The sequence below is a fragment of the Halomonas salinarum genome, assembly GCF_012062845.1.
Lineage (GTDB): Bacteria > Pseudomonadota > Gammaproteobacteria > Pseudomonadales > Halomonadaceae > Onishia > Onishia salinarum.
The window spans coordinates 55,031-72,339 of the sequence record NZ_WWNB01000017.1; the positions used below are offsets into that span (position 1 = coordinate 55,031).

14 protein-coding genes and 1 tRNA gene are annotated in these 17,309 nt (G+C 61.9%); 7 read left to right on the forward strand and 8 right to left on the reverse strand.

Annotated elements, in window-relative coordinates; genetic code table 11:
• The first annotated feature begins 46 nt into the window (after nt 1-46).
• The 3 genes from HF027_RS12185 to HF027_RS12195 are packed head-to-tail and all read left to right on the forward strand — an operon-like array spanning nt 47 to nt 4,817.
• The gene (locus tag HF027_RS12185; RefSeq protein WP_168016052.1) at nt 47-1,942 is read left to right on the forward strand and encodes an IucA/IucC family protein; all 1,896 of its coding nucleotides are present in this window, start codon (nt 47-49) and stop codon (nt 1,940-1,942) included.
• Nucleotides 1,936-2,751 (forward strand): HpcH/HpaI aldolase family protein, encoded by an 816-nt coding sequence (locus HF027_RS12190; RefSeq protein WP_168016054.1) that lies wholly within the window; start codon nt 1,936-1,938, stop codon nt 2,749-2,751. Before HF027_RS12185 ends, HF027_RS12190 begins: the two co-directional genes overlap by 7 nt.
• Nucleotides 2,748-4,817: an IucA/IucC family protein gene (locus tag HF027_RS12195; protein WP_245184781.1), complete on the forward strand. Its 2,070-nt coding sequence runs from the start codon at nt 2,748-2,750 to the stop codon at nt 4,815-4,817. The genes HF027_RS12190 and HF027_RS12195 overlap by 4 nt, the downstream gene beginning before the upstream one ends.
• A gap of 106 nt (nt 4,818-4,923) precedes the next feature.
• On the opposite strand, the gene HF027_RS12200 is transcribed toward HF027_RS12195, so the two are convergent.
• From HF027_RS12200 to HF027_RS12230, 7 genes are all read right to left on the reverse strand, one after another.
• Entirely contained in the window at nt 4,924-5,547 is a 624-nt protein-coding gene (locus HF027_RS12200) for an RraA family protein (RefSeq protein WP_168016056.1), read from the reverse strand.
• A 114-nt stretch (nt 5,548-5,661) separates the two neighbouring features.
• Nucleotides 5,662-6,714: an iron ABC transporter permease gene (locus HF027_RS12205; protein WP_168016058.1), complete on the reverse strand. Its 1,053-nt coding sequence runs from the start codon at nt 6,712-6,714 to the stop codon at nt 5,662-5,664.
• 2 nt (nt 6,715-6,716) lie between these two features.
• Entirely contained in the window at nt 6,717-7,715 is a 999-nt protein-coding gene (locus HF027_RS12210; RefSeq protein WP_168016060.1) for a FecCD family ABC transporter permease, read from the reverse strand.
• Complete coding sequence (locus HF027_RS12215) at nt 7,709-8,773, reverse strand: ABC transporter substrate-binding protein (RefSeq protein ID WP_168016062.1); 1,065 nt, start codon at nt 8,771-8,773, stop codon at nt 7,709-7,711. The genes HF027_RS12210 and HF027_RS12215 overlap by 7 nt, the downstream gene beginning before the upstream one ends.
• Complete coding sequence (locus HF027_RS12220) at nt 8,770-10,227, reverse strand: DHA2 family efflux MFS transporter permease subunit (protein WP_168016064.1); 1,458 nt, start codon at nt 10,225-10,227, stop codon at nt 8,770-8,772. Before HF027_RS12220 ends, HF027_RS12215 begins: the two co-directional genes overlap by 4 nt.
• Nucleotides 10,228-10,483: 256 nt before the next feature.
• Nucleotides 10,484-12,580 (reverse strand): TonB-dependent receptor, encoded by a 2,097-nt coding sequence (locus HF027_RS12225; protein ID WP_425338674.1) that lies wholly within the window; start codon nt 12,578-12,580, stop codon nt 10,484-10,486.
• A gap of 405 nt (nt 12,581-12,985) precedes the next feature.
• Entirely contained in the window at nt 12,986-13,597 is a 612-nt protein-coding gene (locus HF027_RS12230) for a hypothetical protein (protein ID WP_245184783.1), read from the reverse strand.
• Between the two features lie 69 nt (nt 13,598-13,666).
• Here HF027_RS12230 and HF027_RS12235 point away from each other — a divergent pair, with 69 nt between their 5' ends.
• From HF027_RS12235 to HF027_RS12250, 4 genes are all read left to right on the forward strand, one after another.
• The gene (locus HF027_RS12235; RefSeq protein WP_168016066.1) at nt 13,667-14,704 is read left to right on the forward strand and encodes a hypothetical protein; all 1,038 of its coding nucleotides are present in this window, start codon (nt 13,667-13,669) and stop codon (nt 14,702-14,704) included.
• Between the two features lie 62 nt (nt 14,705-14,766).
• Nucleotides 14,767-14,843, forward strand: a tRNA-Ile gene (locus HF027_RS12240).
• Nucleotides 14,844-15,243: 400 nt separating this feature from the next.
• Entirely contained in the window at nt 15,244-15,960 is a 717-nt protein-coding gene (locus HF027_RS12245; protein WP_168016068.1) for a DUF2726 domain-containing protein, read from the forward strand.
• Nucleotides 15,961-15,964: 4 nt separating this feature from the next.
• Complete coding sequence (locus HF027_RS12250) at nt 15,965-16,876, forward strand: DUF2971 domain-containing protein (RefSeq protein WP_168016070.1); 912 nt, start codon at nt 15,965-15,967, stop codon at nt 16,874-16,876.
• A 24-nt stretch (nt 16,877-16,900) separates the two neighbouring features.
• On the opposite strand, the gene HF027_RS12255 is transcribed toward HF027_RS12250, so the two are convergent.
• The coding region (locus HF027_RS12255; RefSeq protein WP_168016072.1) for an IS1595 family transposase at nt 16,901-17,309 on the reverse strand (409 nt) is incomplete at its 5' end.

Genomic DNA, 17,309 nt, shown 5'->3' on the forward strand with positions numbered 1-17,309 from the left:
ACCATTGCGTGCGCCGACCCCTTTTCCCGGTATTGAAGGTATTCTCATGTCATCCCATGAACGTGTCAGGCCGCTGGTCGCGGCCGGCGACGATAACGCCGATGCGTCGTCCACCATCGCTACGCCCTTTGCTCATGCCTCGGCCTGGCGTCATCACGCCCGTATCGAGCAACGTGTGGTCGGCCAGCTATTGCAGACCCTGCTCTACGAGGACGTGCTGCCCTATGAGACCGTCGCCGCGCCGGAGGCGGACGCCAGCGGCACTACGATCTTTTCCCTGACGCTTGGCGAGCGTCGCTATCGGGTCAGCGGCTGGCAATGTCACAGCTTCCGGCTGATCCGCCTCGCGCATGCTTCTCTGATAGTCGAGGACAAGGAGGATATGCAGGCGTCGGTGAGCCTTGAGAAGTTCCTTGAAGACCTGGAGGTAGCGCTTGGTGATGGGGCGATCCAGCCCGGCTTCGTCAATGAGCTCACCCAGACCCTGATCAAGGACGTGCAATCATCGGCCTGGCCGCTGTCGCTTGACGAGGCCCCCCAGACGCTGAGCGCCGATGCTCTGGAGCAGTACTTCACCGACGCGCACAGCTATCACCCCTGCTACAAGTCACGGCTCGGCTTCTCACTGCGCGACAACCAGCGCTACGGACCGGAGTTCGCCCAGCCGTTGAGGGTCGCCTGGCTGGCGGTGCCCAGGCACCTGGCGCATCGTGGCGCTGTCGGCGGCGAGGCGCTCGCCGAGCGGCTGGCCGACGAGGCCGGTCCGCGCGTGTTGGCGAGCCTTGATGACTACCTCGCCCGGCGCCAGCTGGCGCGTGACGAGGTGGTGTTGATGCCGGTGCACCCCTGGCAATGGGAGAACGCGCTGGTGGCAGCGCTCTACCCCGAGCTTGCCAGCGGCGAGATCGCCTGGCTCGGTGAGGGCGAGACGGTCTACACCGCCCAACAGTCGATTCGCACCCTGGCCCCACAGGACACGCAGCGCCCCTATCTCAAGTTGGCGATGAACATCACCAACACCTCAAGCACACGCATTCTGGCGCGTCATACGGTCGCCAATGGGCCGATCATCACCGAATGGCTGCAGCGGCTCATTGCGACCGACGAGGCGGCCAGGGCCGCGGGCTTCGTGATCCTTGGCGAGGTGGCCGGCGTGGCGCTGGACGAGCGCGCCTTCCCAGACAGGCGTTATCACGCGGTGTACGGCAAGGTCGGTGCCATCTGGCGTCAGAACATCGGTGCCTTCCTCGACGACGGCGAGCGAGCCGTTCCCTTCAACGGGCTGAGCCAGTTCACTCGCGACGCCGATGGGCTGCCTGCCAGTCCCTTCATCGCGCCCTGGGTCGAGCGCTACGGTCTGGACGCCTGGACCCGGCAGCTGGTGCATGTCGCCACCTGGCCGATCATCCACCTGCTGTTCGCCGAAGGCGTGGGAATGGAGTCCCATGGCCAGAACATCGTGGTCATTCATCGCGACGGTTGGCCACTACGGGTGGCGCTCAAGGACCTTCACGATGGTGTGCGCTTCAGTCCCGCGCACCTAGCTCGCCCCGAGCTGGCGCCGGCCCTGGAGCCCATACCCGAGCGCCATGCCGCCCTCAATCGCAACTCCTTCATCGTGACCGATGACCCGGAGGCGGTTCGCGACTACTCCTGCGACGCCTTCTTCTTCATCGCCCTGGCGGAAATGGCGATCTTCCTGCAGCGACATTTCGGACTGGACGAGTCCCACTTCTGGGCCATGGCGGCGGATGAGGTCAAGGCCTACCAGCGTGCCCATCCACAGCACGAGAGGCGTTATCGCTGTTTCGATGTTTTCCCCCCCCGCTGGGAAGTGGAAGCCCTGACCCGGCGTCGCCTCTTTGGTGACGATGATCCCCAGGTCGAATATGTTCCCAATCCGTTGGCGGCCTTCGCGCCGGACGAGGAGGCCGCATGCTGAGGACCAACCGACTCAAGTGGGCGCTGGCCGAGGGGCGAGACGTCCACGGCATCATGGCCTCGATGCCGACCGCCGCCTCCATCGAACTGATCGCCGAGGCGGGCTTCGATTTCGTGGTGATCGACACCGAACACGTGCTGATCAACCCGGAAACCGTCGAGCACATGATCCGTACCGCCGAGGGCTATCGGCTGACGCCCCTGGTACGCGTGGCGGATGCCGACCCCAAGACCCTGTTGCGCCTTCTCGACGGCGGCGCTCAGGGCATCGTGCTGCCTAACGTGGAAGACGCCGCGACCCTCGAGCGCGCCATGGTCGCCTGCAAGTACGCCCCGCAAGGTGAGCGCAGCCTCAATGCCGGGCGGCCCGGCGCCTTCGGCAAGGCCTCGCTCGCCGAGTACGTCGTCGAGGCCAACCGGGAGGTCATGATGATCGCCATGATCGAGAGCCGCCAGGGCGTTGCCAACATCGAGGCGATCTGCGCGGTGCCGGGCCTCGACATGGTGCTGGAAGGGGCGGCGGATCTGTCCCAGTCGCTGGGCGTGACCTGGCAGCCCGAACACCCCGATGTCGTAAAGGCGCTGGAGCGGGTTCAGCGCGTGGCAAGCGAGCAGAAGGTGCCCTATTGCGCCTTCCTGCGTCACGCGGCGGCCAAGGCCCGCTGGCAGGCCCGTGGCGTTGGCGCCTTCATGCTCGGCGACGAGCGAGGCATCGCTTTTCGCGCCCTGCAGCGAGCGCTCGGCGAGGCTACGGCGCCGGTGGAGAGCGACGCGATGGCGTCGGTGGAAAGCGAGGGCGCCAATTCATGAGTTCATCACTTGAAAAGGCACCCGCTGTGTCTCGATCCAATACCGCTCACTGCGATACGTCTGCCGAGACGTCTGTTCCCGTTACCTCAATGGAGCGCACGACCATGAAATCTCCTGATGCCAAGCGCCATGCCCAGGCGCAGATCATGCAATCGCTGGTGGATGGTCTGCTGGTCGAAGGCCTGCTGGATGACCTGGGGGCGAGCTGGCAGGACGCGCAAACAGCCGATGCCAGGCTTGCAGACCTGGCGGCTTTCCGCCCCTACCTCGGTGATAGTGAGACGTGCTTCTGGCAACTGCCACAGGATCAGCATCACGACATCGTCATGCTGCTTTGCCCCGGCATCGCTCAGGCGTGGCAGAAAGTGCCTCACACCCCGGTGATCGTGCTGCATCACGAGAGTGGGGAGTGGACGTCCCTCGACCCCGTCGCCTTCATGCGATACGTCTTCGGCGCCGTCACCGGAGGCGACCAGCCGGCCCTGAGTCAGGGTCAGCGGGTTTTCCTCCAGGCCTTGGCAGACAGCCTCTGGCAGGCGGAGAGCTCCATGGATCATCGGGTAGAGACTCACGATCTTCCCTCGCGTGGCACGGCCGAGCACTTCGCGATCATGGAGCAGTGGGCCTCGCTGCTCGACCGGCCCTTTCATCCCACGGCGAAGGCCAAACAGGGCCTCGATGAGCCGGAATATCGCGCCTACATGGCCGAGTTCAATGCCCCCGTTACCTTGCGCTGGGTGGCGATGGCTCGCGACCGGGTGATGACCGGGGCCGGCGTCGATGAGGCCTGTCCCGCGCCGGTGCAGTGGCTTGTCAGTGAGGAGGAGCGTCGCGCGCTCGACGAGGAGATGGCCACGCGCGGCCTGGCCCACACTCACATTGCCATTCCCGTGCATCCCTGGCAGCACGACCACGCGCTTCCCCAGTGGCTGGATACGGCCTTCGCATCGGGTGACTGTGTCTCGCTGGATGCGGCCACGACGCCCTGGCTTGCGACCTCCTCGCTGCGCTCGCTGGCGCCGACCACGGCGAGCCCGCACTTCCTGAAGCTGCCCATGGCCATCCATTCGCTCGGCGCCTCGCGCTACCTGCCGGCGGTCAAGATGTTCAATGGCGATCTCAGTGCCCGCCTGCTGCACCAGGCCAGGCAGAAGGACACCCGGCTCGCTGAGGGGCTCTACCTGTGCGACGAGGCCAAGTGGTGGGCCTATATGCCGGAGGACGCGACCCTGTTCGACGAGGCCCCCCGGCATCTGTCCGCCATGGTACGCACCTATCCCCGTGCGCTGCTGGACGACCCGAGTGTGCGGCTGGTGCCCATGGCCACGCTGGGCACGCCTTTGCCGGGGGACGAGCATCATGTGTTCGACGACTGGCTTGAGCAGCGTGGCCTGGCGGCGAATGCGTGCTCGGTGCAGGCGCTGTTCGGCGAGCTTTGCGAGACATTCTTCGACATCAACCTGCGCATGTTCCGGCTCGGCATGCTGGCGGAAGTGCATGGCCAGAATGCGGTGCTGGTGTTCAGAGACGGCCGCTGCCAAGGGCTACTCTTGCGCGACCACGACTCCCTGCGCATCTGCGTCGCGCACCTCGAGCACCACGGCATGCAGGACCCCGGCTACTGCATCAAGCCCGGCCACGCCAACACCCTGTATCACGATAGCCTCGAGGAACTACTGTTCTGGCTGCAGACGCTGGCCATCCAGGTCAATCTGCGCGCGATCATCGACAGTCTGGCGGATCACTACGCCTTGTCGCGCCATGTGCTGTGGCAGGAGATGGCGACGCGCCTCGAGGCCTGTATCGATGCGCTTCCCTTCGATGCGCATGATCGCGGCATGCTCAAGGTGGCGCTCTTTGAGCGGGAACAGTGGCCCTACAAGCGGCTCATCGCGCCGATCATCGAGCGTGCCGGTGGGCCCGGCAGCATGCCCTTCGGTACCAGCGCGACCTGCAACCCCTTCGTCAGGGTCAGGCAGTCGGCTGACGTCGCTTCAGGTGAGGCACTTGCCGATGAGCTATCTGAAGGTCTGTCTGAAGGGCTATCCGCCGAAGCGCTGTCCTAGGGACTGACCCTGGGCTGAGGTAATCCACGCCCAAGCCTGAGACGCACACCGCCCGACACCTCGTCGGGCGGTGTGCTTTTTGGGTAAATGTTAGGCGGCGGCGCCCTCAGCGGAACCACTCGGGGAAGTCGGCGGCCAAGGCACGGCGCTTCTCTTCCTCCTGGACCTGCTTGGCCTCGGCGGCCTCGGCCAGGGCGTCGGCGCGATGCGGCGGGACCACGAAAAGACCGTCATCGTCGCCGAGCACCAGGTCGCCGGGGCTGATCACGGTGCCGTCGATGGCGACCGGGACGTTGATCTCGCCTTCGAGTTCCAGCGCCCGGGTGGTCAGGGGGCTGGTCGTCCGCGCATAGGTGGGCAGGGGCAGCCGGGACAGGGCATCGTGGTCGGTGATGGCGCCGTTGGTGATGATGCCGGCGAGCTGCTTGCGCAGGGCCGCATAGGCACGAAACTCGCCCCAGCAGGCCCGGTGGTGGTCGCCAGACACGTCGATGACCAGCACATCGCCGGGGCAGGCCAGCTTCAGCGCTTCTTTGATGATGCTGCCGTCCAGGTGGGGAATCCTGACCGTCAGGGCCGTGCCAAGCAGCCGCGTGGGGCGCACGAGAGGAGAAAGCGAGGTGATGGCACCGAAATCGGTGAAGTGCCCCAGGGTGGAGGTGGCGAGGGCTTGATAGCGCTGGCGTTGTTGCGCTGTGACGGTGTCCTGGCGGGGGACGATATGAAACATCGGCACTCCTTGCGCTGCTGTGGGTAATGGAAAGCAATACCTTCCGGCCGTGGCAAAAGACCCTCGCTTCGCCTCGTTCCCGGTGCCCGTTAACGGTGTCTCAGTGACGGAGTCTCAGTGACGGTGATAACGCGTTCGGTGCAGCAGATAGACGAAGAAGGGCGCGCCCACCCCGGAGACGAAGATGCCGGCGGGCAGGTCCTTGGGCAGGAAGGCCACGCGGCCGAGCAGGTCGGCGTAGAGCACGATCAGGGCCCCCACCAGGCCAGCGATGGGCACCAGCCGGGTGAAGCTTCGCCCGACCAGGCGGGCGGCGATATGGGGCGCGATCAGGCCCACGAAGCTGAGCCCGCCGGCGAAGGCGACGGCCGCACCGGCCAGGGCCACGCTGCAGGCCATCAGCAAAAGCCGGCTGCGCAGTACGTTGACGCCGAGCCCCTGAGCCACTTGGTCACCGAGCGCCATGGCGTCCATCTGCCGTGCCTGGGTGAGGCACAGCGGAACGGCGACCAGTAGCCAGGGCAGCATGCCGAGCACGTCCTGCCACTGGGCGGCGTAGAGGCTGCCGGTCAGCCACACATAGGCGACCATGGCGGCGGCATCGTCGCTGATCACGATCAACAGCGTGGTCACGGCGCCCATCGCCGCGGAGAGCCCGATGCCGACCAGCACCATGCGCGTGGGCGTGATGCCGTGCCGCCAGGCCAGCAGGAAGACCAGCAGGGCCGAGAGCAGCGCCCCGAGCAGTGCCGAGGCCGGCAACCAATGGATGCTCAGGCCGGTGCCGAAAAGCGCCAGAAATACCACCGCGGCCATGGCCGCACCGCTGGTGATGCCGATCACGTCTGGCGAGGCCAGCGGGTTGCGCACGATGCCCTGGAGGATAGCGCCGGCCACGGCCAGGGCCGCGCCCACCAGCACCGCCAGCAGGATGCGCGGCAGACGCAGTTCCCAGACGATGAAGGCGATGTCGCTATCCTGCGGCGCGACCAGCGCCTTGGTGACGTCTCCGAACGCGGTCGGGAAGCTGCCAAGCGTGAGCGACAAAGCGATGCTTGCCAGCAACAGTAGAGTGAGCAGGGCGCTGATGATCACGGGGCGCGTCATGAGACGGGCGGCGCTGTCGCTGCCGGCCTGTCGCAGGGAAGAGGACAGAGAAGGGGTCATGGTCAGGCCTGTTTCCTGCGTGCCAGATAGATGAAGAAGGGCGTGCCGATCATAGCGGTCATCACGCCCACCGGCACATCCTGCGGGGCCATCAGGAAGCGTGAGGCCACATCGGCCAGCAGCAACAGGCTCGCCCCCAGCAGGGCACAGGCCGGCAGCAGCCAGCGGTGGTCGACGCCGAAGAGGCCCCGCGCCATGTGCGGCACGATCAGCCCCACGAAACCGATCATGCCGGCAAGCGCCACCGAACTGCCGGCGAGCAGAATCACCGCGAGGCCGAGCAGTAGCTTGATGGTGCCGGCGCGCATGCCCAGGCCCTTGACCATGTCATCTCCGAGCATCAGGGCATTGGCGTGGCGCACCAGCAGCGCGCACAGCAGCAGGGCGATGGCAAAGAACGGCAGCAGCGGCACCACCAGCGACAGCTCGCGCCCGGACACGGAGCCCGCCAGCCAGTAGAGCACGCTCTCGAAGCTCTGCTGGTCGATGATCAACAGGCCCTGGCTGAACGAGACGAACATGGCGGTGATCGCCACGCCGGCAAGCACCACGCGTAGCGGCGAGAGCTCCCCCTGTTGACCGCGACTCAGCACCACCACCAGGCCCGCGGCAACCAGGGCCCCCAGCAGTGCCGCCCAGATATATTCGCCCGGGGTATGCAGGGGCAGCAGCGAGACCGCGATCACCACGAAGAACATGGCCCCGGCGTTGATGCCCAGAAGGCTCGGCGAGGCCAGCGGGTTGCGGGTCATGGTCTGCATCAGGGCACCGGCAATGGCCAGGCTCGCGCCGACCAGCGCGGCGATCACCGCCCGCGGCAGCCTCTCTTTAAGGATGATGATGTGCGCGACCTGCGAGGGGTCGTAATGCAGTAGCGCCTTAACGAAGGTCAGTGGGGCGATCTCGGTGCTGCCCAGCATGACGCTTGCCGCGAAGGCCGCCGCGACTATCGCCAGGCCCAGCAGCAGGCCTGCGCTGCGTGAAAAACGACGGCTCAGCATGCGGCGGGCGCCTCGGTCGGGGAAAGGTCAACCGCATCAGAGTTGCCGGTGCATGCCCGGGCGGGATTCGTCTGTGCTGATGTCGGCGTAGCGGGGTTTGCCAAGGTGTCTCCGGGGCTCGGCTCAAGCCCATAGTGGGCGTAGAGGTCATCCAGCATGGCATTGGCGGCCAGAATGCCGCCGCCCATGATCCAGTCGACCGGGTCCACCTCGTAGACCCGGCCGCGCTGCACGGCGTCGAGTCGCTGCCAGAGGGGATGCGAGCGCCAGTGCCGGTAGTTCTCGGCAATGGCGGGGTCGTCCGGCTCCAGAAGCACGAAGATCACGTCGGCATTCATGACCGGAATGTTTTCCTCGCTGGTCAGCTTCATGCCCCAGCCCTGGTCCTGCACCGAGGTGGGCTGCTCGAAGCCCAGCTCATTCAGAATGGAACCGGCGAATCCGGTGGAGTAGATACGCACATGGTCGCTCTTGAAGCGGACCACGGCGGCCTTCTGCGGCCAGGCATCACCCAGCGCCTCGGCGATTTGCCGGCGAAAGTCTGTCACCCGTTTGTCCCAGTCCTCGAGTAGTGCGCGCGCCCGGGGCTCGCGGCCGGTGGCCTCGGCCATCAGTTCAAGGCTTGCCTTGAAGTCGAAGACGCTGTCGGTGGCGACCGTCGGCGCGATCTTTTCAAGTAGCGGTCGGACCCGCTCGTGGCGAAAGCGGGTGGCGACGATCAAGTCCGGGTCCAGCCAGGCGATCTTCTCCAGGTTGGGCTGGGTCTCCAGGCCGATGTGCTCCACGCCTGAGAGTGCATCACGCAGGTAGCGGTACATGGGCTTCTCGAGCCAGGAATCGACAACACCGACCGGCGTGATCCCCAGCGCCACCGCGCTATCCGTGGCGCCCTGATAAAGGGTGACAACGCGTTGCGCAGCGGCGGGAACCTGTGTATCGCCGAACGCATTGGCCACGCTGCGCCCGTCGCCGGCAGCGCTGTCGCTGATGGCCAGCGCCGTGGCAACGGCCAGTAGCGCCGCAAGCCAGTGGCGTCGGGTTCTGGCACGGGTATTCATTGCGTCCTCCTGGGGGATGCGGTCTGTAGCGGGGGCGCCGGCTCTGTAGCGGTTGATGCCGTATCCCCCGAAGCGTGACCGAGGCGCCAGGCCAGCGGCAGACAGAGCACGGCGATCGCCGCCAGGGCGAGGAAGGCATGATGGAGCGCGGCGGCGCTCGCCTCGGCATAGGAAAGCCCCTGTCCAAGCGCGGTCGTGACGGCCATGTCGTAGTAGAGGGAGAGCGCGACGATTCCCAGTGAAGACACCAGGCGCCTGGCCATGTTGTTCATGGCCGAGGCCTGGGCGACATGGTGCTCGGGCAGCGCCTTGATACCCACCGTGGTGGAGGGCAGGTAGGCGCAGCCCAGGCCGAGGCCTCGCAGGCCCATCCAGGCCGCGATCATCCATACCGGGGTGGCCTCGGTCAGGGTGGCGAGCCCCGCGAGGCTGGCCATGGTGATCGTGAGCCCGATGCCGATGCACCACTGTGGCGGGTAGCGGTCAATCAGGCGTCCTGCGATAGGTGAGCAGCAGGCGGCAGCAACTGCCGTGGCCAGGAACACCAGGCCGGTTTCCAGCGGGCCGAAGCCGAGCGCATTCTGCATCCACAGCGGCACCAGCAGGATGCAACCGAACAGGATGATCGCCTGCAGGCAGGCCAGGACGACGCTGAGCCGATAGCCGCGATGGGCAAATAGGCCGAGATCGAGCAGGGGCGCATCGGCGCCTCGCTCGACGCGCACGAAGGCCGCCAGCGCCAGGAGGCCGGTGGCGAGTGGCAGCAGGGATCCGGCGTGGAGAAGGTCCGTCGGCGTTTCCACCCGGCTGAGCGAGAACAGCACGGCGCCCATCCCGATGGTGATCAGCGCAAAGCCGGGCAGATCGAAGCGGCGTTGGTGATTGGCGGGTTCCGCCTCAAGATAGCGATAGCCGCACGCGAGCCCCAGCACCGCGAACGGCATGTTCATCAGGAACAGCGCCCGCCAGTGGCTGATCTCGAGCAACAGGCCGCCGACGCTTGGGCCGATGGCCGGGGCGATCATCACCGCGAAGCCCCAGATGCCACTGGCACGGCCTCGCTGGTCGCTTGGATAGGCAGAAAAGATCAGCGACAGAGACAGCGGAATCATCAGCCCTGCCGCCACGCCCTGTAGCCCGCGCGCGACGATGATGATGGCCAGGCTCGGGGCCATGGCACCAAGCGCGGAACCCGCCAAAAAGCCCCACAGGCCCAGCAGGTAGATGCGTTTGCGACCAACGCGATCGGCCAGGTAGCCGGTCAGCGGCATGGTCATGCCCATGGCGATCATGAACAGCGTCACCACCCAGCTCACCTGGGTGGCGCGGGCATCGAAGGTCGCCATCAGCTCGGCCACGGCAAGGTTCAGGGCGCTGTTATTGAGGCTGACGGTAAAGGTCCCCAGCAGCACACTGAACAGCACCTTCCCGCCATGCACTGACGCATTCGGCATGGTCATTCACGTCGTGGAGCGTCGTTGAAAACAGGGGCGTCTGGCGGGCAGAACGCCACTGCGTGAGATATAGAGGAGGGAAATAATGTCACGGAGGAAAGATAAATGCAAAGCGTTATCAAATGAGAATCTGGTGTAAGAAAAGGCGTCGACGTAATACGTCACTGGCCGACAGGCCATAGCAAAGCGGCGCCTCAGGGGCGCCGCTTTGTTGCTAGACCATGCGTCTTGTCGCTAGGCGTGTGGCCGTTTCGGCTTAGAAATCGACCTGGTAGCCCAGTGTGAATGTACGGCCCCGGCCCTTGAAGTACAGATCGTCTTCAAGCAGGGACGACTGGGGGTACGACTGAGAGTAGTAGGTGAAGTAGTCCTCGTCGGTGACGTTCTCTACACCCAGGCTGGCGCGTCCCACCGGCAGCCGATAAGCCAGGGAGGCGTCGATCAGGCCGTAGCCGTCGAACTCGAACTCCTCGTCGTCGAAGCTGCGATCACGGTAATAGCTGTACTGCAGGTGCGAGGAGAGTTTCTGGTTCCAAGCGGCGTTCCAGCCAAGCTTCAGGGTGTCCGGGGCGAGTTCGCGGCCGGACAGCTTGGTGTCGACGCTGCCGTCGCCGTCATCATCGTACTTGCCCTCTGCATGGGTATAGGAGAGCCGCAGCTGGTGGGCCTCATTCAACTGGGCGTCACCGGTGATCTCGAAGCCTTGGATTTCCTTCTTTTCCCGTCGAACCTGGTAGTTGCCCTGGGTGTTGGGTTCGATACGCTGGCCGAGGTCGGAATTCGACTCGTAGTAGCTCAATTCGAGGCCGTAGCGATCCCAGTCGAAGCGGGCGCCGACCTCACGGTTGTCGGTGACGATGGGGGAGAGGTCGATCAGGGTGTCGACGTCCTGGCCGGGGGTGCTGACGCCGCGCAGCACCCGGCCGACGTCCGGCATGCCGAAGCCTTCCGAGTAGTTGGCGTAGAGCTGGGCCCAGTCGGTTGCCTGATAGACAATGCCGGCATTGAACAGCGTCTCGTCGAAGTCGGGGTTGCCGCCGCCCACCGAGACCAGATCATTCTCGACGCTCGTGCCCCGGTCCACTGTTGAGTAGTCGTCCACGTTGAGCTCGGCATGCTCCTGGCGGACCCCGGCGTGCAGGCTCAGTGAGTCGGTCAGGTCGAAATCGCCTTGCAGGAAGGCTGCGACATTGCGGAACTGGCTCTCCGGCACATAGCTGCGATCTGTCTTCACCAGCACCTGCTGGGTCTCATCCTGCAACAGGTCGAGGCCGGTGGTCAGGGCCAAACGGTCGTTCAGCAAGCCGTCCCGGGACAGCGTGAACTTGGCACCGACCTTGTCGGCCTCGTTGCGGGTGTGGTCGAAACGGGTCTCGCCATTCTCGTTCTGGTAGGGGAAAGAGCCGAGGCCGGTGGCGCCGAACTGGGCGCGGAAGCGCTGGGTATAGAGCTGCGCATCCAACTCGTTGCCCAGCCAGTTACTGTTCGAGTAGGACAGCCGGGCGGTGGTGACCTTGTTGTAGCCGGGGTCGCTTTCCGGGGTGCCCTTGCGCGCGGTGGTGGCGATGCCTTCGGAGCGGTCACCGGCCACTGGTACATAGTCGTCGTCGACCTCGAGATCGAAGCGGTTGACGGAGAGCTCGATGTTCTGGTTCTCGTCGATCCAGTAGCCTAGCTTGCCGAAGAGGTCATAGCTCTCTGAGTTCTGAATCTCGCCATGGTAGGCCATGCCGACGATCTCATCGTTGCCGTCGTAGAAGACGCCCCGTTGCTGCTGGGTCACACCGGCCATGTAGTCCCAATCACCCTGCTGGCCACTGACCTGGTAGTCCAGCTTATAGCCCAGGCCATCGGAACTGACGTCATCATCGCTGGTGAGGCTGACCCCGACATGCTGGTTCACCTCGCCAGGCTCTGAGCGCTTGGTCACGTAGTTGATGATACCGCCGGTAGCCCCCAAACCATGCTCGGCGCTGGCGCCGTGGATCACCTCGATGCGCTCGACCATGGACAGGTCGATGGTGTAACCATCGCGGCCGCCGGGGCGTAGCGGATTGGACTGAGGCACACCATCGACCATGAACAGCGCCGAGCGTCCGCGGAAGGTCTCGCCGCTATTATTGAGCTTCTGGCGGCTGGGCGAGTAGGAGGGAATCAGGTTGCTGAGTATCTGGCCCCGGTCCTGGGTGATCGCCAGCTGCTGCTCGATCTGCTCGCGGGTGATGATCGTGACCTTCTGGGGCGTCTCTCCCTCGCGGCTCTTGTTGCGCGTGGCGGTCACGACGACGGGGTCAAGTGCATCATTGGCTTGCTGGCCGCTGTTAGAGGACTGAGCGAATGCCATGTTCGGCATGGCAGCGCAGATGACCAATGGCAGGATGGCGCGGGCGAAGGGTGGTCGGGGATGTGGCATAGCGAAAGACATGTCGAAAACAGTTCCTTGATTGATCCTGGATTGGCTTGTGGTGAGCTTCGAGCTGTGTGGCCACAGTCTTTTTATACGAAAAATAATCCTTCTTATTTGCATTATCAATCATAATTGCCATGCTGCGATCTTCCTGGGCCGGGCCTAAACTGCTGAGCGCCAACGCGCCAACGCGCCAACGCGCCAACGCGCCAACGCGCCAACGCGCCAACGCGCCAACGCGCCAACGCGCCAACGCATCAGCGCGTTAGCGGCAATGTGGGGAAGGCAAAATGAAAAGGGCGGGTGTAGAAGGGTGAGGAGGGGCGAGCAAGACCGCGTAAGTTAAGCGGCTCAGCGATCAATCAGCGTCGCGTCCAGGCTCATCGGCACTTCATCGCCGATCTGCTCGTAACCGAGCAGCAACAAGACGGTGCGCAGGGTAGGGTTGGCCATCAGCTCGCGGCCATCCACTGCCACCCGCTCGGCGGTGGCGACACGAATGCGAGAGTCGCTCTCGCGAGTGAAGCGCAGGGCCAGCGGTTCTTCGCGGTCCACACCCTCGGCATCGACTGTGAAAAGCAGCGTGTCGGTGAAGGACTCGCCCACCGCCAGGGCATTCAGGCGCGCCGGCGGTAGCTTGGTGACCAGCGTGGCGAGCGGCGTTTCGGTCACGCCCTTGAGCCATATCGGCATGCTGCCCAGGCGGTCCAGCACATCGGTCTGGTTCAAGCGTAGCGGCAGGCGCAGGGTGCCATCCTCACTGATATTGCCCGCAAGCGCGCGCACCCGGTGCTGGTGCGGCACCGGCCCGCTGGGCGTGATTTCGACCACCGTGGCTTCAACCGTCGAGCGTTCCGGTTCCAGTTGCCAGGCCGCCTGGGCGGGCAGGCTTAACAGCGTGAAGAGGGCGAGGCTGGCCGCAAAGGCGATCCAGCGGCCGGATGGTGAAGCGTGTGTGAACACTGGCGGTGTCTCCCGGCAGGCGTGTTAGCGTGGTGGCATTGAGCGTAATTTACTATAGAGGACACCGCGATGAGCCACGCCAGTATCCTGCAACAAGGCACCATTCACTGCTTTCCCGCCGGCCTGCGCGATGCCAAAGGCGAGCTGGTCAATGCCGAAGTCTCGGCGGTGGTCTATGACGGCGAGCGGCTGCTGCTGGCCAGCGACAAGCCGATCCCCGGAGAGGAGCGCTCGGCCTGCTTCGCCCTGCCGATGAGCGATGCCGGGCCCGATGACAGCAAGCTTACCTACTACACGCAGCCGCTGATCAAGCAGGCCGTGAAGTATGAAGACTTCGCCTTGAGCGCCGATGGTCGCCACGTGCTGGCCACCACCGGCTTTGATCGCCTGGATGCCGACAGTAACGCCCTCAACGACTACAACCACCTGCTGATCTGGCCGCTCGGCAAGCCCGACCAGGTGCAGGTGGTCGACCCTGACCCGCGCGACGGGGTAGAGGGCTCGCTGGAGCTTCGCGGCAAGCTCAACGGCGCCATCGGCTTTCCGTACTACAAGATCGAAGGGCTGGCCGCTATCCCCGGCGAGCTGGGCGACGGCCTGTTGCTGTTCGGCGTGCGTGAACAGGGCCAGGCCCACGACGACTTCGAATACGTCAGCCGCGTGGTCGGCGCCCACTACCAGATCACCGAGAACGGCAACCTCGAGTTCCTCGACGAGATGCGCGAGTTCTATGCCTTCGACCCGGACAGCTTCGATGGCGTGCGCTTTGCGTGTGGCCTCTCGAGCCTCGAGTACGACCCCTACCACGCCAGGCTCTACTTGCTGACCAGCTTCGAAAACGAAGTGGATGGCGTAGAGCACATCGGCGGCTACCTGTGGCAAATGAGCCTCGAGGATTTCCGCACCGGCCACGACCCGGAGCTTGTGACCACACCCCAAGGCCTACCGCTTGAGTTCGAGCACAAGGCCGAGGGCCTGGCCGTGCTGGACCACGACCGCCTGTTCGTCGCCTACGACAACGACCGTAACCTGGAACTGGGCAGCGTAGATGAGCGCGACGAGCGCCATGCCTGCGAAGCCCCCTACACCATCCTTAAGATGACCTAATGTAGAGTGAATCCCGCTGGCCTCGTCCGGCGGGATTCGCTATCATACGCCCGCGCTGATAAGGGCCCATAGCTCAGTTGGTTAGAGCAGGGGACTCATAATCCCTTGGTCGTCAGTTCGAGTCTGACTGGGCCCACCATCGCAGCGCTGCCGCCACTCCTCGTTTATGCTGTATCTCCTTCGCTTTTGCCTACCGCTTTCACCTTCGGTGAACGGCTTTAGCTTGTGTTATCCCCAGCCTCAGGTTATCCACACCCCCTTTCGTTCCATCATCTCTAAAAACTGAAAGTGAATGCTTGCTGACAAAGTTTTCCATGAGGACTTCATGCTAGGCTCATGTGTAGGCGACAATTCACAATCTCTCATACTGTGTGGCTCCTTGAATCCATGTGGTTGACGACGGGCCAGGTAGAGATAAGCTGGCGGGAAGGTAAGCCCGGAGATCGAGAGGGCTCGCCAGTCGCTTAAGCCAATAGGGACGGATACCGACTAGCCAAGAAGGCTGTGGATAGGTGGTTCCAAGGAAGGAAGGCACCGTAATGGAAAAAGCAATAAATGATGCAATTGGAATGCTTATACCTTTTGTTTTTTTGGGGTTTTTTCTTTCGATAATTATAGTCCTGATAAAAAAATACAGTCGTGAAATTCTTTTGAGGATCTTCGGAGGAGGGTTTTCGAAAGGAAGAAGTGGAAAGGATTATAAAAGAAAGTCATACCGCGATTCGGTAAGTTTTGGAGAAAGAGTTGGAAGAGAGGTTTTTGGAACTTCAAAGCCAGAATGTGACAGAGACAGACATTCAGAAGCCCAAAAAGGTCCAGAAGATAGAAATTACTCAGAAGAGCTAATGGATCGCGGAGAAGCATATGTCGCCAGGTCTCATCTTATGTCGCCCACTGAGCGGGATGTTTACAAGGTCCTTGAGAAAGCCTACGGGGATCGTTACTACATCATGTGTCAGGTTCGCGTGGTTGACCTTATTCAGCCAAATATAAGTAAGTATCACAAAAGCTCTAAAGAGTTCCTTTCTTTGTTCCGCCAGATATCCCAATGGCATTTCGATTATGTTTTGTGCCATCGTGAAGATTTCAAGTTCTTCTGTGCTCTCGAGCTTGATGATCCTAGCCATGAAAGGCCGGATAGGGTTAAAAGAGATAGGATTATTAATAGGGTGTGTAAGGAAGCAGGGTTAAGGCTTGAAAGGATTGAGATTAATCATAAAGAAAGAAAGATAGAGGCCGCGAAGGATGTTTTTTAAATATATGCCGCCTAATTGTTATACTATCAAAGCCCTTAGGGAAAATGCTTTTTTCGCAGCATCAAAAGAAAAGCTTAACGATGCGAGAGAATTCGATTTCGATGTAGACCTTAGTAAAGGAGAAGGTGGGTTAAGTGAGTCTCTGGAGGTGTTTCATGAACTTCTTGAAAAAGGAATTTCGATAAACCCAGGTGGAGAAGGTATCGAGTCAGATAAAAATCTAGTTGAAGGTCTTAAAGAAATAGTTGACAAGGGAGGTAGTACGAGAGGAGTTGAGGAAGTTGTTATAAGAAGAAGTGAGGTGCTTAAGAGTTTCTATAAGTACCTTATATATATGAAGTATAAGACTGTTTCTTTTTCTAAAAACAACAACAACCCTTTGATGTGGGGGCATTATGCACAAGGTGGGAGAGGATTGTGTGTGGGGTTTCAACCAAATGATGAGCAGAAGGTAGATATAAAGCCAGTGATTTATACGGGGAAGCCGGTAATATCTCTTAGAGATGTCTTAAATAGCAGCAGAGAAAGAGATGTTCTTTATCACAAGGATGGAGCTTGGGGATATGAAGAAGAGCTTCGTTATGTTAAGACGTTTTCAAAAGATGGATCTGATGATTTTATGAATTTTCATAGGGGGCAGATTAAAACTATAATTTTCGGAAGTGAGGTTTCTGGAAAGTTTGTTGAAGAAGTTTTTTCCGCATTAGAAGAAGGTGGTGGTGATGTTTGTTATGGGCTTTTGGATAAGCATATTTCGCAGCTTGCTAGCGGACTGAGGTATTTTGACCACCAGTGGGCAGATAAGGGAAAGGTAATGCTTCGTGCGCTTGGAAATGATTTTGATAGCAATGTTCAGAAATCAAGAATGATCGCTGAAGATAATATGTCGGTTGAAGATATGCTAAAGAAATATTGATCTATTATGCTTTATTTTACCTGATTACGCATAAGACTCAGCCAGCTTCAGGAACCGGTACGGCATCGGCGGCGTTCTCGCCGCCACCGTTAGAAAGCGCGGGATCATGGCCTTGAGGTCGTAGCGCCGATTGAAGCGGTACTCGAACTCGGCCAGGTAACGTGGAGCATGCTGCCCGCGGATGGCATGGTAAGTGCCAGTGATGGCGTTTTTCACGTTACCCAGCAGGGTGTTGACCCAGTTGAACGCGGGATTCTCCACGCTGGCACGCCCACCGCCGGTAATGTGGCGCTCATGGACGTAGGTGGGGATATCGAAGGCTCGGAAACACCCCAGGCCATCACTGATGACCTGGCTGCCGGGCGCAATGGCCTGTTGGGCGTAGCGACGTATCTCGGCCAGGGTGAAGCCGCTCACGCGGCGAAGCTGAACA